The sequence below is a fragment of the Rhodococcus sp. WWJCD1 genome, from assembly GCF_002258735.1.
In the GTDB taxonomy this organism is placed as follows: domain Bacteria; phylum Actinomycetota; class Actinomycetes; order Mycobacteriales; family Mycobacteriaceae; genus Rhodococcoides.
Window position 1 is genome coordinate 123,042 of sequence record NZ_NOXY01000026.1, and the last position, 25,446, is coordinate 148,487.

The 25,446-nt window shown below is 64.6% G+C and carries 25 protein-coding genes and 2 tRNA genes; 14 read left to right on the forward strand and 13 right to left on the reverse strand.

Going from position 1 to position 25,446, the window contains the following annotated elements; translation table 11 throughout:
• Positions 1–109 precede the first annotated feature (109 nt).
• On the forward strand, positions 110–574 hold the full coding sequence (locus tag CH286_RS18660; RefSeq protein WP_032402373.1) for a cupin domain-containing protein: 465 nt from the start codon (positions 110–112) through the stop codon (positions 572–574).
• Between the two features lie 12 nt (positions 575–586).
• Here the strand turns inward: CH286_RS18660 and CH286_RS18665 are convergent, their stop codons facing one another.
• Positions 587–982 carry a globin gene (locus tag CH286_RS18665; RefSeq protein WP_032402374.1) on the reverse strand — a complete coding sequence of 132 codons (396 nt, stop codon included), beginning with the start codon at positions 980–982 and terminating at the stop codon, positions 587–589.
• Between the two features lie 65 nt (positions 983–1,047).
• A complete protein-coding gene (locus tag CH286_RS18670; protein ID WP_094610122.1) occupies positions 1,048–2,007 on the reverse strand; it encodes a mechanosensitive ion channel family protein in 960 nt (319 codons plus the stop codon).
• Between the two features lie 231 nt (positions 2,008–2,238).
• Between CH286_RS18670 and CH286_RS18675 the strand changes: the two genes are divergently transcribed.
• The 3 genes from CH286_RS18675 to CH286_RS18685 all read left to right on the forward strand — a co-directional run bounded on the left by CH286_RS18675 (position 2,239) and on the right by CH286_RS18685 (position 3,698).
• The gene (locus CH286_RS18675) at positions 2,239–2,901 is read left to right on the forward strand and encodes an HNH endonuclease (protein ID WP_170944789.1); all 663 of its coding nucleotides are present in this window, start codon (positions 2,239–2,241) and stop codon (positions 2,899–2,901) included.
• Between the two features lie 82 nt (positions 2,902–2,983).
• The gene (gene ctaJ, locus CH286_RS18680; RefSeq protein WP_032379229.1) at positions 2,984–3,235 is read left to right on the forward strand and encodes an aa3-type cytochrome oxidase subunit CtaJ; all 252 of its coding nucleotides are present in this window, start codon (positions 2,984–2,986) and stop codon (positions 3,233–3,235) included.
• On the forward strand, positions 3,222–3,698 hold the full coding sequence (locus CH286_RS18685; protein ID WP_032402376.1) for a DUF5130 family protein: 477 nt from the start codon (positions 3,222–3,224) through the stop codon (positions 3,696–3,698). The genes ctaJ and CH286_RS18685 overlap by 14 nt, the downstream gene beginning before the upstream one ends.
• A gap of 90 nt (positions 3,699–3,788) precedes the next feature.
• Here the strand turns inward: CH286_RS18685 and pepN are convergent, their stop codons facing one another.
• On the reverse strand, positions 3,789–6,362 hold the full coding sequence (gene pepN, locus CH286_RS18690) for an aminopeptidase N (RefSeq protein ID WP_094610061.1): 2,574 nt from the start codon (positions 6,360–6,362) through the stop codon (positions 3,789–3,791).
• 157 nt (positions 6,363–6,519) lie between these two features.
• On the opposite strand from pepN, the gene CH286_RS18695 reads away from it, so the two are divergent.
• Positions 6,520–7,137 carry a mycothiol-dependent nitroreductase Rv2466c family protein gene (locus tag CH286_RS18695; RefSeq protein WP_094610062.1) on the forward strand — a complete coding sequence of 206 codons (618 nt, stop codon included), beginning with the start codon at positions 6,520–6,522 and terminating at the stop codon, positions 7,135–7,137.
• Positions 7,138–7,199: 62 nt separating this feature from the next.
• Here the strand turns inward: CH286_RS18695 and CH286_RS18700 are convergent, their stop codons facing one another.
• Complete coding sequence (locus tag CH286_RS18700) at positions 7,200–7,862, reverse strand: DUF429 domain-containing protein (protein WP_094610063.1); 663 nt, start codon at positions 7,860–7,862, stop codon at positions 7,200–7,202.
• Positions 7,863–7,878: 16 nt separating this feature from the next.
• On the opposite strand from CH286_RS18700, the gene CH286_RS18705 reads away from it, so the two are divergent.
• Positions 7,879–8,358: a ribose-5-phosphate isomerase gene (locus tag CH286_RS18705; RefSeq protein WP_032379225.1), complete on the forward strand. Its 480-nt coding sequence runs from the start codon at positions 7,879–7,881 to the stop codon at positions 8,356–8,358.
• Positions 8,359–9,153: an Fpg/Nei family DNA glycosylase gene (locus tag CH286_RS18710; RefSeq protein WP_094610064.1), complete on the forward strand. Its 795-nt coding sequence runs from the start codon at positions 8,359–8,361 to the stop codon at positions 9,151–9,153. It abuts the gene before it with no gap.
• Here the strand turns inward: CH286_RS18710 and CH286_RS18715 are convergent.
• On the reverse strand, positions 9,150–9,956 hold the full coding sequence (locus CH286_RS18715; protein WP_032402380.1) for a hypothetical protein: 807 nt from the start codon (positions 9,954–9,956) through the stop codon (positions 9,150–9,152). The genes CH286_RS18710 and CH286_RS18715 overlap by 4 nt on opposite strands.
• 110 nt (positions 9,957–10,066) lie before the next feature.
• Positions 10,067–10,140, reverse strand: a tRNA-Gly gene (locus CH286_RS18720).
• Positions 10,141–10,310: 170 nt separating this feature from the next.
• Here CH286_RS18720 and CH286_RS18725 point away from each other — a divergent pair.
• From CH286_RS18725 to clpX, 5 genes are all read left to right on the forward strand, one after another.
• Positions 10,311–10,384, forward strand: a tRNA-Pro gene (locus CH286_RS18725).
• 113 nt (positions 10,385–10,497) lie between these two features.
• Positions 10,498–11,877, forward strand: coding sequence for a trigger factor (gene tig / locus CH286_RS18730; protein WP_032379222.1), 1,380 nt, complete (start codon positions 10,498–10,500; stop codon positions 11,875–11,877).
• A gap of 100 nt (positions 11,878–11,977) precedes the next feature.
• Positions 11,978–12,610, forward strand: coding sequence for an ATP-dependent Clp protease proteolytic subunit (locus tag CH286_RS18735; RefSeq protein WP_032379221.1), 633 nt, complete (start codon positions 11,978–11,980; stop codon positions 12,608–12,610).
• A 46-nt stretch (positions 12,611–12,656) separates the two neighbouring features.
• Positions 12,657–13,298 carry an ATP-dependent Clp protease proteolytic subunit gene (locus CH286_RS18740; protein ID WP_008715342.1) on the forward strand — a complete coding sequence of 214 codons (642 nt, stop codon included), beginning with the start codon at positions 12,657–12,659 and terminating at the stop codon, positions 13,296–13,298.
• Positions 13,299–13,592: 294 nt separating this feature from the next.
• Entirely contained in the window at positions 13,593–14,873 is a 1,281-nt protein-coding gene (gene clpX / locus CH286_RS18745; protein ID WP_032379220.1) for an ATP-dependent Clp protease ATP-binding subunit ClpX, read from the forward strand.
• 68 nt (positions 14,874–14,941) lie between these two features.
• On the opposite strand, the gene CH286_RS18750 is transcribed toward clpX, so the two are convergent.
• The 3 genes from CH286_RS18750 to CH286_RS18760 form a co-directional block, all read right to left on the reverse strand.
• Entirely contained in the window at positions 14,942–15,739 is a 798-nt protein-coding gene (locus CH286_RS18750; protein ID WP_094610065.1) for an N-acyl homoserine lactonase family protein, read from the reverse strand.
• A 6-nt stretch (positions 15,740–15,745) separates the two neighbouring features.
• Positions 15,746–17,107: an MFS transporter gene (locus CH286_RS18755; RefSeq protein ID WP_052058436.1), complete on the reverse strand. Its 1,362-nt coding sequence runs from the start codon at positions 17,105–17,107 to the stop codon at positions 15,746–15,748.
• Between the two features lie 174 nt (positions 17,108–17,281).
• Positions 17,282–17,959 (reverse strand): TetR/AcrR family transcriptional regulator, encoded by a 678-nt coding sequence (locus CH286_RS18760; protein WP_032402382.1) that lies wholly within the window; start codon positions 17,957–17,959, stop codon positions 17,282–17,284.
• Positions 17,960–18,069: 110 nt separating this feature from the next.
• Between CH286_RS18760 and CH286_RS18765 the strand changes: the two genes are divergently transcribed.
• Both CH286_RS18765 and CH286_RS18770 read left to right on the forward strand, forming a co-directional pair.
• Positions 18,070–18,969 (forward strand): shikimate dehydrogenase, encoded by a 900-nt coding sequence (locus tag CH286_RS18765; protein ID WP_032402383.1) that lies wholly within the window; start codon positions 18,070–18,072, stop codon positions 18,967–18,969.
• Positions 18,966–20,855, forward strand: a complete 1,890-nt coding sequence (locus tag CH286_RS18770) for a sugar phosphate isomerase/epimerase and 4-hydroxyphenylpyruvate domain-containing protein (protein ID WP_094610066.1) — start codon at positions 18,966–18,968, stop codon at positions 20,853–20,855. The genes CH286_RS18765 and CH286_RS18770 overlap by 4 nt, the downstream gene beginning before the upstream one ends.
• Positions 20,856–20,889: 34 nt before the next feature.
• On the opposite strand, the gene CH286_RS18775 is transcribed toward CH286_RS18770, so the two are convergent.
• Genes CH286_RS18775 through pcaB form a run of 4 tightly spaced genes read right to left on the reverse strand, consistent with a single transcriptional unit; the run spans position 20,890 to position 25,427 of the window.
• Positions 20,890–22,101 (reverse strand): acetyl-CoA C-acetyltransferase, encoded by a 1,212-nt coding sequence (locus CH286_RS18775; RefSeq protein ID WP_094610067.1) that lies wholly within the window; start codon positions 22,099–22,101, stop codon positions 20,890–20,892.
• Positions 22,094–22,915: an IclR family transcriptional regulator gene (locus tag CH286_RS18780; RefSeq protein ID WP_037151053.1), complete on the reverse strand. Its 822-nt coding sequence runs from the start codon at positions 22,913–22,915 to the stop codon at positions 22,094–22,096. Before CH286_RS18780 ends, CH286_RS18775 begins: the two co-directional genes overlap by 8 nt.
• Positions 22,912–24,081, reverse strand: a complete 1,170-nt coding sequence (gene pcaDC / locus CH286_RS18785) for a bifunctional 3-oxoadipate enol-lactonase/4-carboxymuconolactone decarboxylase PcaDC (protein WP_094610068.1) — start codon at positions 24,079–24,081, stop codon at positions 22,912–22,914. The genes CH286_RS18780 and pcaDC overlap by 4 nt, the downstream gene beginning before the upstream one ends.
• Positions 24,078–25,427, reverse strand: a complete 1,350-nt coding sequence (gene pcaB, locus CH286_RS18790) for a 3-carboxy-cis,cis-muconate cycloisomerase (protein ID WP_032402388.1) — start codon at positions 25,425–25,427, stop codon at positions 24,078–24,080. The genes pcaDC and pcaB overlap by 4 nt, the downstream gene beginning before the upstream one ends.
• Between the last annotated feature and the right edge of the window lie 19 nt (positions 25,428–25,446).

Genomic DNA, 25,446 nt, shown 5'->3' on the forward strand with positions numbered 1-25,446 from the left:
ATTCACATGACCGACACGTGCCTGTTGCTTTGGAAAGTGTTGTATGTTCTGCATCGGAAACCAGTAGCGGCTTCAAGCCGCGCCCGACGGTGAGGACGCGACCCACGCCATGACTACGTCGACCATCGAAGCAGTACGGCTCGGAGACATCGCGCTCGACGACAGTCCCATCGAGCCGACGTGGATTCTCGAAGGGAACCCGCACGCACGCGTCGCCGAGTGGTCGAAGAGCATCGACGGCACAACGACCACCAATGTCTGGGACTGCACGGCCGGCCGGTTCCGCTGGTTCTTCGCAGTCGACGAGATCGTGCACATCATGGACGGTTCGGTGACTGTCTCGAGTGACGATCACGCACCGCGCACCCTGGTCGCAGGAGACGCGGCACTCTTTCGTGCGGGCACCTGGACCGAATGGCACGTGGAGAACTACGTGCGCAAGCACGCCATCCTCCGCCAACACCTGCCCCGGCCGGTGAGCTTCGCGCTCAAGCTTGCCGGTGCCCTGCGGAGCAGAGTCAGCAAGCGCAGAACGTCCAGGGGCACCAGTCCGCAGCGCGTCGGGTCGCTGTGACCACACGCCTTCTCAGATAGCCGAGTTCACCATCGAATTCGCGGCCATGTCCATGTAATCGGTGAGCTGCGCACGGTGTGCAGCGTCCAACACAGACGGGTCGATGGACGCGATCGCGATGTGCATGCATCGAAGCCATGCATCTCGTTCGATCGGCCCGATTCGAAACGGGTTGTGCCGCATCCGCAATCGAGGATGGCCACGTTCGTCCGAGTAGGTCCGCGGACCACCCCAGTACTGTTCGAGGAACATTCGCATCCGCCGTTCGGCCGGTCCGAGATCCTCCTCGGGATACAGCGGGCGAACGATCTCGTCCTTGGCGACTTCTTCGTAGAACTTCGCCGTGAGCAACCGAAACGTCTCGGCACCGCCGACCGCGTCGTAGAACGTCTGCTGCGGTTCGGTCATCACACTCTCTCTTGTTTCTCGTCGTTCCTGCAGGCTCTCGATCGGCGTCCACCGCTCATTGTCCCTCAGGAGCCGGAGTCGGCCGCGACCCCACCCGGACGTCCCAATGCATACGGCGCTTTGATGTCGGCGTCGTCGAAGGCCTCGAGGATGTCCTGATGAAGGCGGCGCTGGACGGCCCACTGGCGTCCGGGGCGCGTTTTGATCGTGATGCGGATGGTGACGGTGTCTGCGCTGACCGCGTTGACTCCGAGCATCTCGGGCGGTTCGAGGATGTCGTTCTCGAAGTCGCCGGACTTCACCATCGACGCAGTGGTGCGTTCGGCCACCTCGCAGGCGTGCTCGATGTTCGCCGTGTGCGAGATGGGGAGATCGAGAACGGCGACCGCGAAGCCCTGGCTCATATTGCCTACGCGCAGAACCTCGCCGTTGCGGCAGTACCACACCGTGCCGTTGATATCTCTGATCGTGGTGACCCGCAGACCCACGCTCTCGACGGTGCCGGTGGCCTCACCGAGGTCGACGACGTCGCCTACTCCGTACTGATCCTCGAGCAGCATGAAGATTCCGGACAGGAAGTCTCGCACCAGGTTCTGGGCACCGAAACCGAGTGCGACACCGACGATGCCCGCAGACGCGATGAACGGTGCCACGTTGACGCCGACGACGTCGAGAACCGAGAGCACGAACCAGGTGAGAATCATGACCGAGACGGCCGACTTGAGCACCGAGCCGATCGTGCTGGCCCGTTGTTTGCGACGCTCGTTGAGGATTGCACCCTTGACGGTGCCGGACGAGCGGTCGCGAAGCGGTCGCAGCAGGATCGGCGATTTTCCGCTGCTGTTGTCGGTGAAACGGTTGATCATCCGGTGCAGACACAGGCGCAGCACTACGGCGAGGACCAGATAACCGAGGACCTGCAGCGGCCGATCGACCAGCCAGTCGCGTCCGGTATCCGTCAGCTCGAAGGCTCGGGTGTCGAGCTCCCGCAGAAGCGACGGCTCGGAAAGGGGTGATGCGGACAGAAGGGTTGATACAGACACCCGAAAAGTCTACGGAGACCCAGAATTCTCGCCAGTCATGCAGCGCATGGCGGCGTCGTTCGGCCGTGCCGAGCGTGAGGATGCGAAATGTTCACCGATCGGCAACAGGAAATGCGGAGAAAAAGCCTGTGCGCGGGCGGTGCATTCGTGTTCCACTGTGAATCGTGTTCCACGCAAGCCATGCGCGGGCGCCGACTGCTTCTGGAGTAACGCATGAAGAACTCTCAACATCGCCACCGACAACTCCCGCCCACTGAGGGCCGCAGCGCGCACGACCAGCGTGAGACGGCCTCGGGGGCTTCTCCGCTGCGCGTGGTGCCGACGGCCCACGATGCCACGGGCGACGACGCCGTACCGGCGTGGGTCAAGCGCCGTGTGCTGCTCCTCAACGCCACATTCGAACCACTGACCGCGCTTCCGATGCGCCGGGCGGTGGTTCTTCTCGTTTGTGGGAAGGCCGACGTGGTGCACGACGATCCGGAAGGACCGTTCATTCGATCGGCCGGGTTCTCGGTGCAGGTGCCGTCGGTGATCAGGTTGCGGACCTTCGTTCGCGTTCCGTATCGGGCCCGTGTGCCCATGACACGCGCCGCGCTGATGCATCGCGACCGCTTTCGGTGCGCGTACTGCGGGAGCAAGGCCGAGACTGTCGACCATGTGGTGCCGCGAAGCCGCGGAGGCGGTCACTCGTGGGAGAACTGCGTCGCGTGTTGCGCGTCGTGCAATCACCGCAAGGCCGACAAACTCCTCAGTGAGATCGGGTGGACGTTGCGCGCGCAGCTGGTGCCTCCGAAGGGTCCGCACTGGCGTCTGTTGGCGACGACGAAGGAGTTGGACCCCAGTTGGCTGGCGTATCTCGGCGAGGGTGCGGCCTGACGGTCGACCTGTGTGACCATTTCGGTCACAACACCGGCCCCGACGTGGTCCGACGCGCAATTGTCGACTAACGTCACACCCTGTGAGCATTTTTGAGACCACGCTGATTTTCGGGGTGATTCCGGTTGCGGTGATCGGACTCATCGGCGCGTTGTCCTACCTGACCGACAAGCAGCCCGGTATGGATGTTCCTCCCTACCGACTGACGGACGAGTGGACGCGCGAGCCATTGCTGTGGAGCGCAACGGACGAGGTGACTCCCTTCGGAGGCCACGGATCGCACGATGCCGACGCAGCCGACTCGATCGGAGGTGCTGCAAGTGGCAAGTGGTGAACTCGTCCGCAGCGACATCAAAGAAGAAGACCTGCCGTTCGGGGCTGCTGTGACGGCGAGTGGTCGCGTCTCGGCTGCTCACGAGTTCGGAACGGTCAATCCCGAGCACCTGCCTTTTGCGACGCAGGAACTGGTGGCCCTCGACGACGCGCTGACCGAGGCGACTCGGCAGACCAAGATTCGGTTCAACATCTACATCGGTGATCTCGGAGACGATCCGGCCGCTGGTGTCGAATCGGTGTTTCCGGGCACGCCCGACGCTGTTCGATCGATTCTGATCGCCGTCGACCCCAATCGGCACGCCCTGGAGATTCGCAGCGGTAAGCGAGTCTCGAACCGAGCGACCGACCGCGTTGCGCAGTTGGGTGTGACGGCTGCCCTCGGGCCGTTCCGCGACGGCAACCTGATCGACGGTCTCGTCGCTTCCGTGCGGGTGATGGCTGCGTCCATCCTCAGTCCCTAGCGGTCACCACCTGAGCGCGCTTTCACGACCAGGGCCGGTTGTTCCACCTCGCGGTGGAGCAACCGGCCCTGGTCGTATGTGCGGGAGCGATCAGCTCGCGTCGAACTCCCGTGCTGCGAGAGCCCGGACGACGCCTGCCCGTCCCTCGATCACCAGGCGACGGAGTGCCGGAGGCAGTTCGCCCTCCAGGAACCCGTCCGCGGCCGCGAGTGACTGTTCACTGATCGACCAGGAGGGGTACAGCCCGATCACGACGGTCTGCGCCACCTCGCTGGATCGACGAGACCAGACACCCTCGATGGCATCGAAGTAGCGGGCGACGTAGGGCTCGAGCAACTCGCCCTGGCCGGGCCCCGCGAAGCCGCCGATGATCGAGCGCGCCGTGATGTTCGGCACCGAGTCGTCGTCGACGACGGTTGTCCAGGCCTGCTCCTTGACCTCGGCACTCGGTCGAGCGGCCCGCGCAGCCGCGGCCGACCTTGCCCCGGCGGCGGTGTTGTCCGCGCTCGCTTCTGCATCGATGACCGGCGAATCGAGCCCGTCGGAGTCGATCGCTCCGGCCGCGGCCAGCGCCGTGACGATTCGCCACCGCAGGTCGGTATCGACGCCGAGGCCGGACAGCGACTGACCGTCGGCGTCCCCGTCGAGCAGGGCACGCAGCACGTCGATGTGGCGGTCGTGGAGTTCGGTACCGGTGAGGGCGTTGACGAACGCCAGCTGGTGATCCGAGCCCGACTCGGCACCGCGTGCCAGTTCCAGCAGTGCGTCGGCGAACTCGGGGGTGCCGTGCTCGGACGCCCACGCTGGATCGGCGTAGCTGGTGATGGCGGTCTGTGCCTGCAGCAGAAGGCGTTGCACCACACCCACTTCGGTCTCGCCGCCGATTCCGCGCTGGACGAGGGCAACAAAATCTCGGGCCTTCATCTCGGCCGATCGAGTCATCTCCCACGCTGCCGACCACGCGAGGGTGCGGGGGAGTGGTTCGGCGATGTCGCCGATCCGAGACAGGAGCGTCTCGAGCGAGTCCGGGTCCAGACGCACCGCGCAGTACGTCAGGTCGTCGTCGTTGACCAGCACCAGCTTGCCTCGCGAGACGCCGGCCAGCGCATCGACATTCGTCGATTCGGCTGCATCGAGATCGAGCTCCACTCGGTCGGTGCGCACGAGCTTGCCGTCGACGTCGTCGTAGATGCCGACGGCGATGCGGTGGACTCGATGCTCGCCTGCACCCGGCGCGGCACCGCTCTGCCGAACCGCGAAGCGCGTGAACTTACCGTCGCCATCGACGTCGAAGTCCGGGCTCAGAGTGTTCAGGCCGGTTGTCCGCAGCCACTGCGTGCCCCAGTCGGACAGGTCGCGACCCGACGACTTCTCCAGGGCAGCAAGCAGATCCGAGAAGGTGGCATTGGCGAAGGCGTGGTCGACGAAATATGCCCGCAGTCCGGCCAGGAAGTCTTCCTTGCCCACGTAGGCCACCAACTGCTTGAGCACACTCGCGCCCTTTGCGTAGGTGATCCCGTCGAAGTTGACCTCCACCGCGGCCAGGTCGGGGATGTCCGCTGCGATGGGATGCGTCGAGGGCAACTGGTCCTGGCGGTACGCCCATGCCTTCTCGACGTTGGCGAACGTGGTCCATGCGTTCGAGTACTCGGTGGCCTCGGACTGGCAGAGAACCGAGGCGAACGTGGCGAACGATTCGTTGAGCCACAGGTCGTCCCACCACGTCATGGTCACCAGGTCGCCGAACCACATGTGCGCCATCTCGTGCAGCACCGTCTCGGCGCGACGCTCGTACGAGGCCCGTGTCACCTTGGACCGGAAGACGTAGTCCTCGAGGTACGTGACGGCACCGGCGTTCTCCATGGCACCGGCGTTGAACTCCGGTACGAAGAGCTGGTCGTACTTGCCGAATGCGTACGGGGTGCCGAAGTTCTCGTGGTAGAAACCGAAGCCCTGCTTGGTCTCGGTGAACAGGCGCTCCGCATCCATGTGCTCCGCAAGCGTTGCGCGGCAGTAGATTCCGAGCGGGATAGTGCCGTGATCGTCGGTGTAGGAGTCGGTCCACTCCGCGTACGGTCCGGCGATCAGCGCGACGAGATAGGTACTCATCAGCGGGGTCGTGTCGAACACGTGCTCTCCCGCGGCAGGCTCGGCACCGTGCGCGGCATTGGAGATCACGGTCCAGCTCTCGGGAGCGGTGACCTTCAGGTCGAAGGTGGCCTTGAGATCGGGCTGATCGAAGCAGGCGAACATTCGCTTGGCGTCGGCGGTCTCGAACTGCGAGTACAGGTACACCGAACCGTCCGACGGGTCGACGAATCGGTGCAGGCCCTCACCGGTGTGCGAGTAGAGGCAGTCCGCGTCGATGACGAGCTCGTTGTGTTCGGACAGATTCTCGAGTGCGATACCCGTCGACTCGTCGTAGTTCGCAGTGTCGAGGGCGGTGCCGTTGAGCGTCGCGGAGCGAATCGTGCTCGCAATGATGTCCACGAAAGTCGACGATCCGGCGGTGGCCGCGAACGTGATGGTGGTGAGCGAGCGGAACGTCTTCTCGCCCGGATTGCCTTCGCCGTCGGTGAGATCGAGAACGATCGCGTACTTCGTTTCCCCGATGATCGCCGAACGTTCGGAGGCTTGGTCACGCGTCAGGTTGGGAGCAACCACTTCAGTCGACACCTCTTCGTGTAGTTATGGGTAGTGCTGTCCATCCCATCACGTCACGAGTGGCTCGCGCTGGCCGACCGGTAGTGCGGAATGTATGCGCGGTGGGCGGTTGTTATCGCAAGAAGAGATGTTGACCTCGACTTCCAAGGAGTAGACAGTGGCCGGTTCAGGACAGAAAGACACTGCGGATTTTTGGTTCGACCCACTGTGCCCGTGGTGCTGGATAACCTCGCGCTGGATTCTCGAGGTGCAGCAGGTGCGAGACATCGACGTGAACTTCCATGTCATGAGCCTGGCCGTACTCAACGAGGGCCGCGACCTGCCCGAGGAATACGCCACGATGATGAAGAAGGCGTGGGGTCCGGTTCGGGTGGCGATCGCCGCCGCGAAGCTGAAGGGTGACGAGATCCTCTCGCCGCTGTACACCGCCATGGGTACGCGAATCCACAACGAGGGCAACAAGGATTTCGACGTCGTCATCCGAGAGGCCTTGGCTGAACTGGACCTGCCTGCCGATCTCGCGAACGCAGCCGAGAGCACCGACTTCGACGAGGACCTGCGCACCAGCCATCACGCAGGAATGGACAAGGTGGGCCCCGACGTGGGCACCCCGACCATCCACGTCAACGGAGTCGCGTTCTTCGGCCCGGTGATCTCGCGAATCCCGCGTGGCGAAGAGGCGGGCAAGCTGTGGGACGCGTCGGTGATCTTCGCCTCGTACCCGCACTTCTTCGAGCTCAAGCGCACGCGCGACGAGGATCCACAGTTCGACTGATCGCACGAGCATCTCGCGCGTGGAAATTCGTAGCAGGAGGCGAACTTTCACGCGCGGGGTGACTAGGCGACGATGCGATCCGATGCGTCGGCGGTACCGAAAGTTCGGTGCTCGCCGACGTGGAATCGCCTCGCCGACCACGCCGCTGCGGCGGCGTCGAGAAAGTCGTCGACGACCGGCCCGTCCGGGAGGTCGTCCAGGTCGAGATGCTCGCTCCACCGTCCCAGCGCAGCCAACCGCTGTCCGACGCCGCGGCCGCTCTTCTTCGATGCGAACGTCGTCGTCGGTGACATTGCCCGGAAAGAACATTCGGGATGTACCTCGACGTAGATGTCCGGATCGAAGTCCGCCTCGCGCCATGACTGCACAGCAGGCAGGATGTGCCACGTCTGCTTGCTGATCGCTTTGCCGGTGATGCTGCGCGAGAGTGCGCAGGCCTGCTCGTATGTCGAGGCGTCGAGAACGTCGACAACGGGCGTGTGGAATATGGAGCTTCTCGCCCGGCCGAGAAACGCCTTCGCCTCGAGTTCGCTGATGCGATAGCCGTCCACCGGCAGAGACAGTGGCATGTCGACGCCCACTCGCGCGCAGTCTCGGGTGTGCTCCAACACCTCGGCCACGGAGGAACAGCCGGTCCACGTCAGTCTCGAGCCGTCGAAGACTGCAACCACCCATGCACCCTTCGCGCCGTCGACACCGGCGAATTTCTCGGCTCGTGAGTTCACCTGTCAGACTCTAGGCATGCGCGTATACCTGGGTGCCGACCACGCCGGCCTCGAGTTCAAGAATCAGATCATCGAACACCTGACGGCGACCGGGCACGAGCCCGTCGACTGCGGTGCCTTCGACTACGACCCCGTCGACGACTACCCGGCCTTCTGCATCGACGCAGCACGGCGCGTCGTCGCCGATCCGGGCAGCCGCGGACTGGTGCTCGGCGGCTCCGGAAACGGCGAGCAGATCGCTGCGAACAAGGTGCCGGGCGCTCGCTGCGCACTGGCATGGAGCGTCGAGACCGCAAAGCTGGCCCGCGAGCACAACGATGCTCAGCTCATCGGCATCGGTGGCCGTATGCACACGTTGCCCGAAGCCCTCGCCATCGTCGACGCGTTTCTCGGCACTCCGTTCTCGGGCGAGGAGCGCCACCAGCGCCGCATCGACATCCTGTCCGAGTACGAGCGCAGTGGCGAGGCACCCGAGGTTCCGGGAAAGCCCGCGTAGGTGCCCGAAGGCCACACTCTGCACCGGCTCGCTCGGCTGCATCAACGACGGTTCGGCGGGGCACCGGTCGAGGCGAGCAGTCCCCAGGGACGGTTCACCTCCGGTGCCGCGCTGATCGACGGGCTCGTGCTCGAAAGAGCGGAGGCCTGGGGCAAGCATTTGTTGCACCGTTACGAGACCGATCTGATCGTGCACATTCACCTGGGCCTGTACGGAAAGTTCACCGAACAGGCAGTGCCACTGGACGATCCGGTGGGCGCAGTACGTCTGCGCATGGTGGGGGAGAAGTACGGTGCCGACCTGCGCGGCCCCACCGCGTGCGAGATCTACACCGAGCAGCAGGTCGACGCCCTTCTGGCGCGGCTCGGGCCGGACCCGCTCCGCAAGGATGCAGATCCGGACGCGGCCTGGTTGCGAATCTCCAAGTCGCGCACCGCGATCGGGACACTACTGATGGATCAGAAGGTGCTGGCCGGCGTCGGAAACGTCTATCGCGCCGAAATCCTGTTTCGCCACGAGATCAATCCGATGCGCCCGGGGAAGGACCTCGATCGAGCCGAGTGGGACGCGATCTGGTTCGACCTCGTCGACCTGATGAAAATCGGCGTTCGACGCGGTCGCATCATCACCATCCGGCCCGAGGACGATCACGGAGACACCTACGGTGCCCGTCGACCTCGCTCGTACGTCTACCGCAGGCAAGGCCTTCCGTGCCGCGTGTGCGGCACCGAAATCATGCACTCGACGATGCAGGCGCGAAACCTGTTCTGGTGCCCGGTCTGTCAGGCAACCTAGAACCCGCCGAAGTCGCCTCCACCGCCGAAGTCGCCTCCGCCGTCGAACATGCCCCCGCCGCCGTCCATGGCACCGAAGTCGGTGTCGCCGCCGCTGTAGTCGTCGCCGCCGGAACCGTCCCCGTTGTAGTCGTCACCGCCGGAACCATCGCCCGAGCCGTCGGCTCCCATGTCTCCGCCCGCTGCCGTCTCGTCCGGCACTCCCGCCATGCCGGAGAACATCGCCGAGAACAGGAACATCGAACCCATTCCCCACGCGCCGGCGACCAGGGCGGGCCGCCACCACGGCTCGGAGTACCAGCCCGCAGGGACCGGACGGCCTGCTACGCGGCCGCCCGGGTAGTAGTTCGGGGTGCGGTCCGACGGATCGGGTGACGCTGCGATCTCGCGGCCCTCGAAGTCGACCTTGCGCTCTTCGGTGACTCGTCCGGCCTGCTGCTGGCCGTCGATGCCCTGCACCTCCGGGCCTGGGTCCATGCCCATGGCCAGGCGTGCCGCGCGGATGTAGTAGAGCCCCTCGAGTGCCGTCTGCTTGGCCAGTCTGGCCTGTTCGGGGGTGGTGGCCTGGTCGATCTGCGACCCGGCGGCGATATTGCGCTCGGACGCATCGGCCAGGGCCTGCTTGGACGGTGTGTCGGTGCCGATCAGGTTGTAGACCTGACCGCCGAGGCGTTCGATCGACTGGCGGGCGTCGGCCTTGGCGTCGGCCAGTGCAGTTTCGGCCGCCGCAGCCGAGTTCTTCTTGCTTCGCAGCACCAACAGGGCCACTGCGGCGATGACGAGGACGATCAGGACTATTTCCACTTCGGGCCTTCCGCCGACGGTGCATGTCCGGTTCGTTCGGACAATTCGGACTCCGTTTCAGGGTACGCGGACACGAAAAAGCCCCGCACTGAAAGTACGGGGCTTTTCGATGGAGCCGATGACGAGAATCGAACTCGCGTAGCCTGTTTGGAAGACAGGGGCTCTACCATTGAGCTACATCGGCGTGCAAACAACAGTCGTGGGATCGCCAGTTCCGTCGCCTGCGTTTCAAGACTGTACCCAAAGCCGTCGCCGGATTCCAAACCGGCATGCCGCGCCGGGTTCGCCCGAACGCCATCGGTGGGGCGCCGATGAGGGGCTACTATCGGTTGCTGTTCAATGGTGTGGGTACGACGGGGTGTGGCGCAGCTTGGTAGCGCATCCGCTTTGGGAGCGGAGGGTCGCAGGTTCAATTCCTGTCACCCCGACAAATGAGGGCCGCAGGCACGGTTCGCCGTGTTTCGCGGCGAGCGAGGTAAGACCGCAAGCCAGCACCGTAAGCACCACCAGCAAGCAAGAATTACCAGAAGGAGCATGTCCCGTGAAGAGCACCGTCGAGCAGCTGAGCCCGACGCGAGTCCGTATCAACGTTGAGGTGCCCTTCGAGGAGCTCAAGCCTGATTTCGACCGCGCATACAAGGCTTTGGCTCAGCAGATCCGCCTCCCCGGATTCCGTCCCGGTAAGGCTCCGGCCAAGTTGCTCGAAGCGCGCGTCGGCCGTGGTGCGGTGCTCGAGCAGGTCGTCAACGACGCTCTTCCCGCCCGTTACTCAGAGGCCGTGACGAACGAAAAGGTCAAGGTCATCGGCCAGCCCGAGATCGAGATCACCAAGATCGAAGACGGTACGGAGCTCACGTTCACCGCCGAGGTCGACGTTCGTCCCGAGATCGCACTGCCGGACTACTCGACCATCAGCGTCGTCGTCGATCCGCTCGAGATCAAGGACGAGGCCGTCGACGAGCAGCTGCAGTCGCTGCGCCAGCGTTTCGGCACCCTGACCGGCGTCGATCGCCCGGTTCAGTCCGGTGACTTCGTCTCGATCGACCTCTCGGCCACTGTCGACGGCGAGAACGTGGAAGAGGCAACCGCGAGCGGACTGTCCCACGAGGTCGGCTCCGGCCAGCTCATCGAGGGACTCGACGATGCGATCATCGGGGTCTCCGCGGACGAGTCGAAGGAGTTCACCTCGACTCTGGTCGCCGGCGAGTACGCAGGCAAGGAAGCTGTCGTCACGGTCAAGGTCGTGTCCGTCAAGGAGCGCGAGCTGCCCGAGGCCGACGACGAGTTCGCCCAGCTCGCCAGCGAGTTCGACACCTTCGACGAGCTGCTCGCCGACCTGAAGACGCGCGTCGAGCGAGTCGCGAAGGTCGAGCAGGCCGGTCAGATCCGCGACAAGGTGCTCGAGACGTTGCTCGAGACGCTCGAGATTCCGGCTCCCGAGGCCGTCGTCAAGGCCGAGGTCGATTCCCAGGTGCACGAGGCCATTCACGGCCTCGATCACAACGAGGAAGCACTCGCCGAGCTGCTCGAATCTCAGGGTTCGAGCCGCGAGGAATTCGACAAGGACGTCAAGGAAGGTGCCGAGAAGTCGGTGCGTACCCAGCTCCTTCTCGATGCGATCGCCGAGGCCGAGAACACGCAGGTCGGGCAGGAAGAGCTCACCGAGCGGATCATCTTCCAGGCGCAGCGCTACGGCATGCCGCCCGAGCAGTTCATCCAGCAGGTGCAGCAGGCCAACCAGCTCGGCGCGGTGTTCGCCGACGTCAAGCGCGGTAAGGCCCTCGCTTCGGTCGTCGAGCGCGTCACCGTGACCGACACCAACGGCGCGAGCGTCGACACGGCCGAGCTGTTCGGTAGCCCCGCCGATGCTCCCGACGAGGTCGAAGCAGCTGATTCTTCCGAGGGCGAACAAGAGAAGTAACGCTCACAGCGAACGACGGCGGTTCCGGGACTCCGGAGCCGCCGTCTTTCGTTAGTGTCTGTGTCAGGAACCAACGATTTGTTATGAAAAGGCAGGTACCGTGACTGTTCAGAATCCGGCGGCTTCGCACGAGCAGAGTCCCGTCATGACTTCGGCCGCAGCAGGGTTGAATCTCAGCGACTCCGTGTACGAGCGTCTGCTTCAAAACCGCATCATTTTCCTCGGTACCCAGGTCGACGACGACATCGCCAACAAGTTGTGCGCCCAGATCCTGTTGCTCTCCGCCGAGGATGCCACTCGCGACATTTCGCTGTACATCAACTCGCCCGGTGGCTCGGTCACCGCGGGCATGGCCATCTTCGACACCATGGAATTCGCCGAGTGCGACATCGCGACCTACGGCATGGGTCTGGCCGCTTCGATGGGTCAGTTCCTGCTCTCGGCCGGTGCCAAGGGCAAGCGGTACGCCCTGCCGCACGCGCGCATCATGATGCACCAGCCCTCGGCCGGTATCGGCGGCAGCGCATCCGACATCGCCATCATGGCCGAGCAGTTCGCGCACACCAAGCGTGAGATGGCCGAGCTCATCGCTCAGCACACCGGCCAGACCGTCGAGCAGATCACCGAGGACTCCGATCGCGACCGGTGGTTCACCGCCCAGGCCGCCAAGGAATACGGGTTCGTGGATCACGTCGTCAGCCGCGCGCAGCAGGCCGGCGGAATCGGCGAGTAAATCGGCCTGTACCGGCGACCTCGATCACTCACATCTTGGAGAAACGATGACAAACCTGTTCGATCCCAACCAGTTGCCGTCCTCGCGGTACATCCTTCCGTCCTTCGTCGAGCACTCCAGCTACGGCGTCAAGGAATCGAACCCGTACAACAAGCTGTTCGAGGAGCGCATCATCTTCCTCGGCGTGCAGGTCGACGACGCGTCGGCCAACGACGTCATGGCGCAGCTGTTGGTGCTCGAGGGGCTCGACCCCGACCGGGACATCACCATGTACATCAACTCGCCCGGCGGATCGTTCACATCGCTGATGGCGATCTACGACACCATGCAGTACGTCCGCGCCGACGTTGCGACCGTCTGCCTCGGCCAGGCCGCCTCTGCCGCGGCAGTTCTGCTCGCCGCCGGTACGCCCGGCAAGCGTGCGGCTCTGCCGAACGCACGGGTGCTCATCCACCAGCCTTCCAGCGGTGGAATCCAGGGCCAGGTCTCGGACCTCGAGATCCAGGCTGCGGAGATCGAGCGCATGCGTCGTCTCATGGAGACCACTCTCGGTCGCCACACCGGCAAGGACCCCGACGTCATCCGCAAGGACACCGATCGCGACAAGATTCTCACCGCGGAGCAGGCCAAGGACTACGGCATCATCGACACCGTGTTCGAGTACCGCAAGCTTTCCGCACAGAAGTAGCACTGCGAGTACCACCGGTCGGGCCGTAGCGGTCCGGCTCGAGTTCCGGCGCCGGGCGCGAGTGAGAAACTCCGCCCGGCGATCGCGATCGACGGCCCGATTTCTGGTACAGACGAAATCGGGTGGCGAATCACCGGAAACAACCCGCCCATGTTCGGCGAACACGGGTAGCGTCGCACCCAAGAACTCGGGCGGTCGATATCGGCACGACGAAAGCCCGGGAAGTAGCCCACGGTGTCTCGGCACAGTCGGACGGCGTGGGGCGTACGCGGACAAGGAAGTAGGAACCTCCGAATGGCACGCATCGGTGACGGTGGCGATCTGCTGAAGTGCTCGTTCTGCGGCAAGAGCCAGAAGCAGGTCAAGAAGCTCATTGCTGGACCAGGGGTGTACATCTGCGATGAGTGCATCGACCTGTGCAACGAGATCATCGAGGAGGAGTTGGCCGAATCGAGCGAAGTCAAGCTCGACGACCTACCCAAGCCCTCCGAGATCAAGGATTTTCTCGAAAATTACGTGATCGGTCAGGACGCTGCCAAGCGCACGCTGGCCGTTGCGGTCTACAACCACTACAAGCGAATCCAGGCCGGTGACAAGGCCCGTGACGTGCGGGGCGAGTCGGTCGAACTGGCGAAGTCCAACATTCTGATGCTCGGACCGACGGGCTGCGGAAAGACGTATCTCGCGCAAACGCTGGCCAAGATGCTCAACGTGCCGTTCGCCATCGCCGACGCCACCGCGCTCACCGAGGCCGGATACGTCGGCGAGGACGTCGAGAACATCCTGCTCAAGCTGATCCAGGCCGCCGATTACGACGTCAAGCGCGCCGAGACCGGCATCATCTACATCGACGAGGTCGACAAGATCGCCCGCAAGAGCGAGAACCCGTCGATCACGCGAGATGTGTCCGGTGAAGGCGTCCAGCAGGCATTGCTGAAGATTCTGGAAGGAACTCAGGCCAGCGTGCCGCCGCAGGGCGGTCGCAAGCATCCGCATCAGGAGTTCATCCAGATCGACACAACGAACGTGCTCTTCATCGTCGCCGGTGCCTTCGCCGGTCTCGAGAAGATCGTGTCCGATCGCGTCGGCAAGCGTGGTCTGGGCTTCGGGGCCGAGGTTCGCTCGAAGGCCGAGATCGACACCCAGGACCACTTCGCCGAGGTCATGCCGGAGGATCTGATCAAGTTCGGCCTGATCCCCGAGTTCATCGGCCGGTTGCCGATGATCGCGTCGGTCACGAACCTGGACAAGGAATCGCTCGTCACGATTCTGTCCGAGCCGAAGAACGCGCTCGTCAAGCAGTACCGTCGTCTGTTCGACATGGACGGTGTGGAGCTCGAGTTCACTGCCGAGGCCTTGGACGCAATTGCCGATCAGGCAATTCTCCGTGGTACCGGTGCTCGTGGACTTCGCGCGATCATGGAAGAAGTGCTGTTGCCGGTGATGTACGACATCCCCAGCCGCGACGACGTGGAGAAGGTTGTCGTCACTGCAGAAACGGTCAACGACAACGTGCTGCCGACGATCGTGCCGCGCAAGCCCGAGCGGCCGGAACGCCGCGACAAGTCGGCCTGACCAGTCGCCGATTCGACGAAAGAGCCCCGATCATCGTGATGATCGGGGCTCTTTCGTCGTTCGGAAGGTCAGCCGAGGCTCACCACGTGGGGCTGTCGATCGACTGCCCTGAATCGTTCGGACACCAGTGGGTCGTGTCCGGGCACGATGTGATCGGGACCGTCGGCCAGTTCCTGGATTCGGTCGAAGGCTCCGAACATGTCCGGAAGGTAATGCAGGATCGCGAACGGGTTGTCGGACTCGATGTTCTCGTAGAAGTGGCTCGCGTCCGACGCCAGCACGATGTTTCCTCGCGCTGTGCGTACTCGGACAATCTGCATGCCGGCGGTATGGCCGCCGACGGAGTGCACCGACAGACCGTCCAGCAGTTCACGATCTCCGTCGACGAGGTCGAGTCGCGTGCTCGCGGCCACGTGATCGATGTCCGGTCTGGAGTGCAACCATCGCTCCTGTTCGATGCGCGTTGCCCACGGACCGTTCCAGTACTCGAGCTCGCGCCGCTGTACGACGTAGCGGGCTCGGGGTAGGTCTGCCACGACCCCGGTGTGGTCGTAGTGCAGGTGCGTCAAGACACAGAGATCGATGTCGCCGGGCGCGATCCCCAGACCGCCGATGATCTCGAGCGGGGAGCCGAAGTAGTCCAGTCCCTGCATTCCTTCGGCGGTGGAGGGGGCGAGCCCGGCGTCGATCAGAACGGTGTCGGTCTGCGAGAGGGCGAGCCACACGTAGTAGGCAGTGGGATGTGGCTCGCCGCCACGGTTATCGTGATAGTGGAAGTGTGTGCTGCGCAGTGCCGTTCGAGTCGCGTACTGCACGGCGAACACTCGCCACAACTCCGGGGTATCAGGCCGTTCTGCGTCGATCATCGACGGTCACTGCGAGTTCGCGGTGGCGGTTGCATCGACGGTACGAGGCTTTGTGCCGAGTTCGTCGGTGGGCGTGCGGAACGTTTCCTTGGACGTGGAGACGATGGCGACGTTGATGGCACAGAACACGGCGGTGACGATGGCGACCGGTAGCCAGGCACCGATCTCGGCACCGGCGATCGCTCCGGCGATGGTGGGCGCGAATCCTGCGATGGCGAAGCCGATCTGGGTACCGAGGGCGGTGCCGGTCAGACGCACCCGAGCCGGGAACATCTCGCCGTAGAACGAGGGCCAGACTCCGCCGGTAGCACTGTGGACGAATCCGAACATCACGATGCCGAAGACGAAGATCAGTGCGTAGCTACCGATCGAGATGGACCAGAGGTAACCGAACATGAGGATGGCGCAGCCGATCGATCCGAACAGGAACACCGGCTTGCGGCCGACGCGGTCGGAGAGCGAACCGAAGAAGGGCAGCGAGAACAGTGCGACCACGTTGGCGAGCACGCCGACCCAGAGCATCGGAGTGCGTTCGAGGCCAACGGTATTGACGGCATACGACAGGGCGTAGACGGTGAAGATGGTGCTGACCGAGGCGATCACAGCGGCGAACATGACGCGAAGAACTGCGCGCCAGTGGTCGGCCAGCAGTTCGGCCAAGGGCAGGCGCTGCGGTTCGTTGGAAGCAACCTCTTCCTCGAACACCGGGGTCTCGTCGAGCGAACGGCGGATGAGGAACGCGGCGACGACGACGAATGCGCTGAGGAAGAACGGGATTCGCCAGCCCCAGCTGAGGAGCTGCTCTTCGGGAAGCATCGCGACGGGGAGGAATACGGCGGTGGCGAGAATCTGGCCGCCCTGGGTGCCGCTGAGTGTGAAGCTGGTGAAGAACGCGCGGCGGTTGTCCGGGGCGTGCTCGAGTGTCATCGAGTTTGCGCCTGCCTGCTCACCGCCGGCAGAGAATCCCTGCGCGAGTCGAAGCAGAACGAGGATGATCGGCGCAGCGATTCCGATGGACTCGTAGGACGGGAGAATGCCGACCCCGAGGGTCGCGACACCCATCAGCAGGACGGTGGCGACCATGACCTTCTTGCGGCCGTAGCGATCACCGATGTGTCCCAGCACCAATGCTCCGAGCGGACGCGCAAGGTAGCCGACGCCGAATGTCGCCAGGGCCAACAGTGTGCCGGTGGCGGGATTCGATCCGGGGAAGAACACGCGGCCGAATACCAGGGCTGCCGCCGTTCCGTAGATGAAGAAGTCGTAGTACTCGAGCGCGCTGCCCACCCATGCTGCGGTGGCGGCTTTGCGCGGGTTCGCACCCGGTCGAAGGGGTGTGGGGGTCGGTCCGGCTGTAACGGGATCCATCGTCGTTCGTCTCTCTTCGTGTGACGGGGGGAGCTGAGGTGCCCTTCGACACTGCGATCCAGCCGACCGGATCGCTAATGTACGAAATAGTTAAAACGAGGCGCTCCTAGATACTGAACGTGATCCATGCCACGTGTCAACCCCGGATGAGATTCGAAGGACTCGGCGAGCGCGTCAGGGGGCCGGTTTGGTGAGAAACGCGATGATCATGTCGCCGAGCATGGAGCGCAGTCGTTCTCGGTGCGCCGGGTCGGTGAGGTCGCGACCGAACAGGGCCTCGAAGGTGTAGCGATTGGACAGCCGGAACACACAGAAACTGCTGATGGCCATGTGGATGTCCAATGCGTCGACGTCGGTACGAAACAGCCCGTCGGCCTGACCGCGCTCGAGAATGCTGGCCAACAGCTCGGCCGCGGGGTTGCCCAGATTGCTCAGTGCCTCCGAGGTGCCGATGTGCTCGCCGCGCAGGATGTTCTCGGTGGACACCAATCGGATGAAATCGGGATTTTGTTCGTGGTGATCGAAGGTGAGGGACGCGATGGCGCGAATGGCCTCGACCGGTCCGAGTCCTTCGACGTCCACGGCTCGTTCTCGCTCGCGAATGCGCAGGTATGACCGTTCCAGAACGGCCTTGTACAGGCCTTCCTTGTCGGTGAAGTAGTAGTACAACATTCGTTTCGTCGTGTGCGTCCGCTCGGCGATCTCGTCGATGCGGGCACCGGCGAACCCCTTGTCCGCGAACTCTTCGGTAGCTACCTCGAGGATGTTGTGCCGGGTCAGGTCGCTGTTGCGGCGCCGTTTGACGGCCGGTCCGCTGCTGTCGTCGGACGAGGCGGTTGCGCGCGGAGGCATGGATCAACTCTATCGCCGTCGATTGTGCGGAAACGGTTGGGCGCGGGGCGATGGCGTAGTACCGTCGATCTAACTCACCAATTAGTACATTAAATAGCTAGGAGATCGAGATGCCGGAATCCGTGCTCTGTGGACTGATCGGGACGGGTATCGGCAAGTCGCTCACGCCCGCCATGCACGAGAAGGAAGGTGTCGAGCAGGGGCTGAACTATCTCTACCGCATCATCGATCTCGACCGACGTGGGCTGACTGTCGAGGATCTGCCCCGCCTGGTAGCGACGGCCGCCGACCTCGGATTTCGTGGACTGAACATCACTCACCCGTGCAAACAACGCGTCATCGGTTGCCTCGACGAGCTCTCCGACGACGCGGCCCGACTCGGGGCCGTCAACACGGTGGTGTTCGCGGACGGCCGAGCCGTCGGACACAACACCGACTGGTCCGGATTCGATCGCAACTTCGGCCGCGGGTTGCCCGGTGCCGACCTCGCCGATGTGGTCCAACTCGGTGCAGGGGGAGCAGGCGCAGCCGTAGCGTACGCCATGGCGCGCCGCGGCGCAGCCACACTCACCTTGGTGGACGCCGATCCTGTTCGAGCGCAGCAACTTCGAGACTCCCTTGCGGCGATGTTCCCCGATGTCGAGATTCTCTCGGCCGGACTCGATCGGCTCGGCGCCGTCCTCGAAACCGCGACCGGGCTGGTGCACGCGACCCCGATCGGAATGGTGGAGCACCCGGGATCGGCCGTGCCCGAGCACCTCCTGGATCCGCGCATGTGGGTGGCCGAGGTGGTCTATCGTCCGGCGGAGACCGAGTTGCTCTCGGCCGCAGCCAGAGTCGGTTGTCGAACGCTCAGCGGAACCGGGATGGCCGTATTCCAGGCCGCCGATGCATTCGAGATCTTCACCGGCCGCACCGCCGATGCGGATCGAATGATCGCCCACATGAGCTCGTTGATCGAGCTGGAGGATCGCCTCGCTGCCACTGCGGTAGCCGGAGCGCTCGCATGAGCGCCGTCGCGACGTCCGTCGCCACGGTCTCGCTCAGCGGATCGCTCGACGAGAAGATGCGTGCCATCGCAGATGCCGGGTTCGACGGCTTCGAGGTGTTCGAGCCGGATCTGATCAGCTCACCCGACCTGCCCGAGGACATCGCGAAGAAGGCCGCCGATCTCGGCCTGACTCTCGATCTCTATCAACCGTTTCGGGACGCAGACTCGGCAGACCCGGATCAGTTCGCCCGCAACCTCGTTCGCATCGAGCGCAAGTTCGACGTGATGGAGCAATTGGGATGCGATCTACTGCTGGTGTGTTCCTCGCCGCTGGCCGGGGCCGTACGCGAGGACGACCTGCTGATCGAACAGATGGCGATTCTGGCCGAGCGTGCGCACCGGCGCGGAATGCGATTGGCGTACGAGGCGCTGGCCTGGGGCACCCACGTCGATACCTACGGTCATGCCTGGGACATCGTTCGACAGGTCGACCATCCGGCACTCGGCACCTGCCTGGACAGTTTCCACATCCTCTCCCGCGGTGACGATCCCGCGGGAATTCGCGACATACCGGGCGAGAAGATCTTCTTCCTCCAACTGGCCGACGCACCTCACCTGGTGATGGACGTGTTGCAATGGAGCCGCCACCATCGGTGTTTCCCCGGGCAAGGCAACTTCGATCTTGCTCGCTTCGGAGCGGACGTGGTTGCCTCCGGCTACACCGGACCATGGTCGCTCGAGATCTTCAACGACGTCTTCCGGCACTCCGACACCGGGCGAACGGCATCCGACGCCCATCGCTCGCTGCTGTACCTGCAGGAGCAGGTGCGCGCCATCGAAACACCCTCTGCAGAAACAGATCTCTTCTCGCCTCCACCGCCAGGTCCGATCGAGAACGTCGTATCCCTACGGATAGCGGCGGGGCCTGCGAAGGCAGCGCAGCTGGGGACCGTTCTGCGCCAGTTGGGTTTCGACCTGACGGCCGCACACAGCGAACACGGACTGTCGTTGTTCACCCAGGGTCCACTGGCGGTGGCGGTCGACACGACCGTGGATACGTTGTGGACTGCGCCCGGCGTCCCGGCCCACTTGCCCGCGTTGGCTCAGATCGGCGTCCGTAGTGAGCGCCCCGATCTGTGGCTCACTCGGGCCCGCGCTCTCGGCGTCACCGCATCGACCGTCACCATGCCGGGTGTTGCGGACGCGACCGACGCGGTGGTGCGCCTTGCGGTGACCGGCGCAACCTCGCTCGACCTGCGCACCCGAGACAGTGCGGGTGCCTGGCAGTCGGCGTTCGACCTGGCACCTCGGGTGACAGAACGCCATGACGCCTGTGTCTCCCACGTCGACCACATCGCTCTGGCCGTACCCGCCGAGAGCTGGGACGGCGTGATGCTCTTGTTGCGTTCTGTGTTCGGCATGGTGCCCCGCGACGGGCAGGACGTCGTCGACGCGATCGGCCTGGTGCGGAGCCAGGCCCTCACGCTGGACACCGCGGGCGGCACGATTCGGCTCTCGCTCAACATGGTTCCCGGCCGGCCGTCCGACTCGGACCCGCTGCCCGCCGCCCGCCGCGGAGGCGTCGGACACGTGGCGTTCGGATGCGAGGACATCTACGCTGCGGCGTCGGCGATGGTCGACCGCGGCCTTACCCCGTTGCGTATCTCTCCCAACTACTACCGCGATCTCGACGCGCGATTCGAGCTCGGATCCGACACCTTGGACGCGATGCAACGCCTGGGAATTCTGTACGACGCGGACGCGTCCGGCGGGGAGTTCTTCCACTTCTTCACCGGAACCGTCGGCGACGATCTGTTCTTCGAGGTGGTCCAGCGAACAGGTAGCTACGAGGGCTACGGGGAGACCAATTCCGCGGTGCGACTGGCGGCTCAGCTGCAGGAGTGACGCCCGCAGGCAGCCGGCCGCCCGTTGCCGTGGGTCAGGTGAGGCGCTCGAAGACCGCAGCCAGGCCCTGGCCACCGCCGATGCACATCGTCTCGAGTCCGTAGCGGACCTCGCGGCGATCCATCTCGCGAAGCAGGGTGGCGAGAATGCGAGCTCCGGTTGCACCGACAGGGTGTCCGAGCGAGATGCCGGAACCGTGCGGGTTCAGTCGAGGGTCGTCGGATTCGATGCCCCAGGAACGGGTGACGGCGAGGGCCTGGGCAGCAAATGCTTCGTTGAGTTCGATGATTCCCATGTCGTCGAGGCTCAGACCGAGCCGTCCGAGTGCCTTCTCGCTGGCGGGGACCGGCCCGATACCCATGGTGCGCGGAGCAACTCCGGCGACACCCCATCCGGCCAGTCTGGCCAGCGGCCGAAGACCCAGTGCAGCAGCCTTGTCCGGAGTGGTGACGATCGCAAGCGCGGCACCGTCGTTCTGGCCGCTGGCATTTCCCGCCGTCACCGTCGATTCGGGATCGATCGACGCGCGAATAGCCTTCAGCTTCGCGAGTGACTCCACAGTGGTGTCGGCACGGGGATGTTCGTCGGTGGTGACGAGGAGTGGATCCGACTTACGTTGGGGGACAGACACTCCGACGATCTCTTCGGAGAACACCCCGCTGTTCTGTGCGGCGACCGCGCGCTGGTGGGATTGGACTGCCAGCGCATCCTGATCGGCTCGGCTGATCGAGAACTCGGCGCGAAGATTCTCTGCGGTCTCGATCATGCCGCCGGGCACGGGAAAGTTCTTGCCGCCTGCGGTCACTCGTGCCCGAGCGAGTCGGTCGGACAGGGCCACCGCCTCGGCTTTGACGCCCCAACGCATGCCGGTGGCGTAGAACTCGGTCTGGCTCATGCTCTCGACGCCGCCCGCCAGAACCAGATCGTTGCCGCCGGACTGAACCTGCATGCACGCGTGCAGAATCGCTTGCAGGCCGGAACCGCAGCGCCGGTCGACCTGCATGCCGGGGACGTCGATACCCAGGTCGGCGTCGAGTGCTGCGATACGTCCGATCGCCGGCGCATCGCCGTTGGGCGACGCCTGGCCCAGGATCACGTCGTCGATGTCGGCACCGGAAATGCCGGTCCGGGCAACGAGTTCCGCGATGACCGTGCCGGCCAGGGCTTGGGCGGAGATATCGCGGAACTGACCGCCGAAGCGGCCGACCGGGGTTCGAAGGGGCTCGCAGATCACGGCGTCAGGCATGGTTGTTTCCTCGCTTGTCGTTGGGTCCGGTACTCACCCGGAGCAGGTCGGTCTCGATGGCGCGGGTGGCGTCGAGCAAGGCCGGGAGTAGTTCGGTGCGGACTTCGTCTGCGGAATGACGCGCAGCTTGCGTCGAGACGTTCGCCGCCGCGACAACCACGCCGTTGCTGTCGTGGATGGGTGCGGCGATCGATCGCAGGCCCTCTTCGAGTTCCTGATCCACCAGACAGAAGCCCTCGGTCCGTACTCGTTCGAGTTCGCGTCCGAGGGCAGCCGCCGAGGTGAGCGTCTTACCGGTCAATGCAGTCAGCTGGATTCGGTCGAGGTATGCCGCGAGCTCGTCGGCCGGTAGACCGGCCAGCAATACGCGTCCCATCGAGGTGGCGAACGCGGGGAATCGCGTACCGATGTTGATTCCGACGGTCATGATGCGGCTCACCGGAACTCGCGCGACGTACACGACGTCGTCGCCGTCGAGAATCGATACGGAGGACGATTCGCGTACCCGTTCTGCGAGAGCCTCCAGATGCGGTCCGGAGACTTCCGGTAGGGACAGACTCGACAGATAGCTGTACCCCAGTTCGAGCACGCGTGGGGTGAGCCAGAACAAGGAACCATCGGTTCGGACATATCCGAGCTCGACGAGAGTGAGCAGAAACCGTCGGGCGGTGGCCCGCGTGAGTTCGGTTGCCCTCGCGACATCGGAGAGCGTTCGACGCGGATGCTCGGCGTCGAACGCTCGAATCACCGCAAGTCCGCGGCCGAGTGATTGAACGTAGTCCGAGGACGGTGCCGGCGATTCCCCGGAGTTCACGAGCTACCCGAATCGGTCTCGGCGATGGCCGCGTTCGCCAGGCCGAATGCGCTGTTGCTGTTCGGAACTCCCGCGTACACCGCGGTGTGCAGGAACACCTCGGCCAGTTCGTCCGGTGCCAGTCCTGCGCGGAGGGCTGCGCGAATGTGCATATCGAGCTCGTGCTGGTTGCCTACGGCCGTCAGAATCGCCAGGGTCAGGAGTCTGCGGGTGTGGTGGTCGAGTCCGGGGCGGCTCCAAATGTCACCCCATGCGGTGCGGGTGATGAAATCCTGGAACGGCGCGGTGAATTCCGTTCGCGCGGAGATGCTTCGGTCGACGTGAGCGTCGCCGAGGACGCTGCGCCGCACCGCCATGCCGGTGTCGTGGGCCGCCGCCCGGCCCGCAGCGTACGGATCCGACCCGATGTGTGCGGCGATCGCTGCGGTGACGGGTCCGGCCTGCTCGACGTTGGCCAAGTGTGCTGCAGGGTCGAGCACTCGGAACGTCGATCCGGTGACACCGTCGGCGATGATCTTCAGATCCTCGGGTGTGGTCGAGGGGTCCTGACGGCCTGCGATCACGAGGGTCGGGGAGCTGATTCGACCGAGGTCTGCGCGAGAGTCCCAGTCGGACAACGCCTCACAGCATGCCGCGTAGCCCTCGTCGGAGGTGTCGACGATCATCCGCCGATGCCGTTCGACGAGATCGGCGTCGCGACCGGCGAGTTCGGGAGTGAACCACCGGTCGAGTACTGCGTCGGCCACCGAGGCCGTTCCGCCCGCGCGGACCGTGGCCGCGCGATCGAGCCACTGCGCGGGCTCACCGAACTTGGCTGAAGTGCACAGCAACGTCAGAGTGTGCACTCGCTCCGGTCGATGGATGGCGATCCACTGCGAGACGGCACCGCCGAGCGAGAGGCCGACTATGTGAACGCGCTGCAGGTCCAATGAATCCAGCAGGGCCAAGACGTCTTCGGCCAGATCCGCGACGGAGTACGGGCCAGGGGGCACCGGGGATGCCCCGTGCCCACGCAGATCGACGGCGAGTACTCGAAGCGACGCGGAGAGCGGACCGACCTGCGGGTTCCACATCGATCGATCGGAGCCGAGGGAGCCGATCAGCACGACTGTCTCGGCGTCGGTGCCCGGTCCTTCGACGAGTCGGTGAGCCAGTGCGACGGTCATCGTGAGTCCTTCGAGTCTGAGGTGTTGTCGGTGTCGAGAGCGAGCTCGGCCAGGATGGTGTCGACCAGATCGGATGCGTGGCCGAGATACCCGGCCGGGTCGAGCAACTCGCGCACCGTCGGCGGTGCGAGAAATTCGGTGATCGCAGGGTCGGTGTCCAACGGTGCTCCGGCAGCACATCGAGCGGTCACGATGTCCCGGGCATCGTTCGTATGGTGCGACAGGGCTGCCGTGACACGTTCGGCGAGAAGCGCTCCGCCCGTCGCGTCGAGATTACGAGCCATCATCTCGGGATGTACGTGTACGCCGCCGAGGCTGCTGGCGATGCGGTGTGCTGCGCCGCCGGTGAGGCGCAGCAGGTCGGTGATCGTCTCCCACTCCGCGTGCCATGCTCCCGCGGCGCGCTGGTACTCGTGATCCATGTTCGAGAGCACCGTCGATACTGCCCCCGGCACGCGGCGGGCCGCGGCGCGAGCCGTGATGGCCGCAACAGGGTTTCGCTTGTGCGGCATGGCCGAGGATCCCCCCGGCGCGTCCTCGGACAGCTCGCCGAGCTCGGTGGCGGACATGGATACGATGTCCCCGGCGATCTTCCCGATCGCCCCGGCGGCCGTGCCCAACGCGCACGCGAGATCCGCGATTGCCGTGCGCTCGGTGTGCCAGGGCGCGACCTGCGGAGCCAGTGACAGTTCGGCGGCCAGCGCGGCGGCTATCGCCGGGCCGTGCGGATACACGGCCGCGAGAGTGCCTGCGGCTCCGCCGTATTGAACCGGACACGCCTGTCGAACGGCAGTCAGACGTGTGCGCGCGCGGTAGAGCCCCGATGCCCAGTTCGCGGCGACGAGGCCGAACGTGGTGGGGAGGGCCTGCTGACCGAGAGTGCGCGCCGCCATGGGAGTGGTGCGATGTGCCAGTGCGAGATCTCGTGCAGCGCGGCATGCGTCGTCGAGGGAGGCTTCGATGGCGGCGAGCGCAGTGCCCGAGACCAGCATCAGTGCCGTGTCCATGATGTCCTGGCTGGTGGCGCCGGGATGGACTGCGCTGGGCGGAACTGCAGAGGGTGACACAGCCCTGCGAAGCATCGTCACCAGCGGAATGACGGGGTTCCCGCCGGCGGCCGCATCGAGCCCGAGCTGGTTGATGTCCGCAGACGTCCCGAGCTCTGCTGCCGCAGTGGTGACGACGTCCGCGTGGTCGGCATCGACCAGTCCGACCGAGGCCGCGGCACGCGAGAGTGCAGCTTCCACGTCGAAGATCGCTGTCACCCAGGCGCGGTCTCCTACGAGTGGTGCGATAACGTCGCTGCCGAACGTGGGATCGAACAGTGCACCTCGCTCGGATGCCATTGTCCTCCTTCGCGAATCG

Excerpts from the sequence above, each read along its gene's own strand:
- CH286_RS18740 (WP_008715342.1), top strand. The coding sequence starts at position 12,657 with ATGACAAACCTGTTCGATCCCAACCAGTTGCCGTCCTCGCGGTACATC.
- CH286_RS18775 (WP_094610067.1), bottom strand. The coding sequence starts at position 22,101 with ATGCCTGACGCCGTGATCTGCGAGCCCCTTCGAACCCCGGTCGGCCGC.
- pcaDC (WP_094610068.1), bottom strand. The coding sequence starts at position 24,081 with ATGACCGTCGCACTGGCTCACCGACTCGTCGAAGGACCGGGCACCGAC.
- CH286_RS18765 (WP_032402383.1), top strand. The coding sequence starts at position 18,070 with ATGCCGGAATCCGTGCTCTGTGGACTGATCGGGACGGGTATCGGCAAG.
- CH286_RS18675 (WP_170944789.1), top strand. The coding sequence starts at position 2,239 with ATGAAGAACTCTCAACATCGCCACCGACAACTCCCGCCCACTGAGGGC.
- CH286_RS18760 (WP_032402382.1), bottom strand. The coding sequence starts at position 17,959 with ATGCCTCCGCGCGCAACCGCCTCGTCCGACGACAGCAGCGGACCGGCC.
- CH286_RS18770 (WP_094610066.1), top strand. The coding sequence starts at position 18,966 with ATGAGCGCCGTCGCGACGTCCGTCGCCACGGTCTCGCTCAGCGGATCG.
- CH286_RS18705 (WP_032379225.1), top strand. The coding sequence starts at position 7,879 with ATGCGCGTATACCTGGGTGCCGACCACGCCGGCCTCGAGTTCAAGAAT.
- CH286_RS18750 (WP_094610065.1), bottom strand. The coding sequence starts at position 15,739 with ATGATCGACGCAGAACGGCCTGATACCCCGGAGTTGTGGCGAGTGTTC.
- CH286_RS18755 (WP_052058436.1), bottom strand. The coding sequence starts at position 17,107 with ATGGATCCCGTTACAGCCGGACCGACCCCCACACCCCTTCGACCGGGT.
- pcaB (WP_032402388.1), bottom strand. The coding sequence starts at position 25,427 with ATGGCATCCGAGCGAGGTGCACTGTTCGATCCCACGTTCGGCAGCGAC.
- CH286_RS18665 (WP_032402374.1), bottom strand. The coding sequence starts at position 982 with ATGACCGAACCGCAGCAGACGTTCTACGACGCGGTCGGCGGTGCCGAG.
- clpX (WP_032379220.1), top strand. The coding sequence starts at position 13,593 with ATGGCACGCATCGGTGACGGTGGCGATCTGCTGAAGTGCTCGTTCTGC.
- CH286_RS18660 (WP_032402373.1), top strand. The coding sequence starts at position 110 with ATGACTACGTCGACCATCGAAGCAGTACGGCTCGGAGACATCGCGCTC.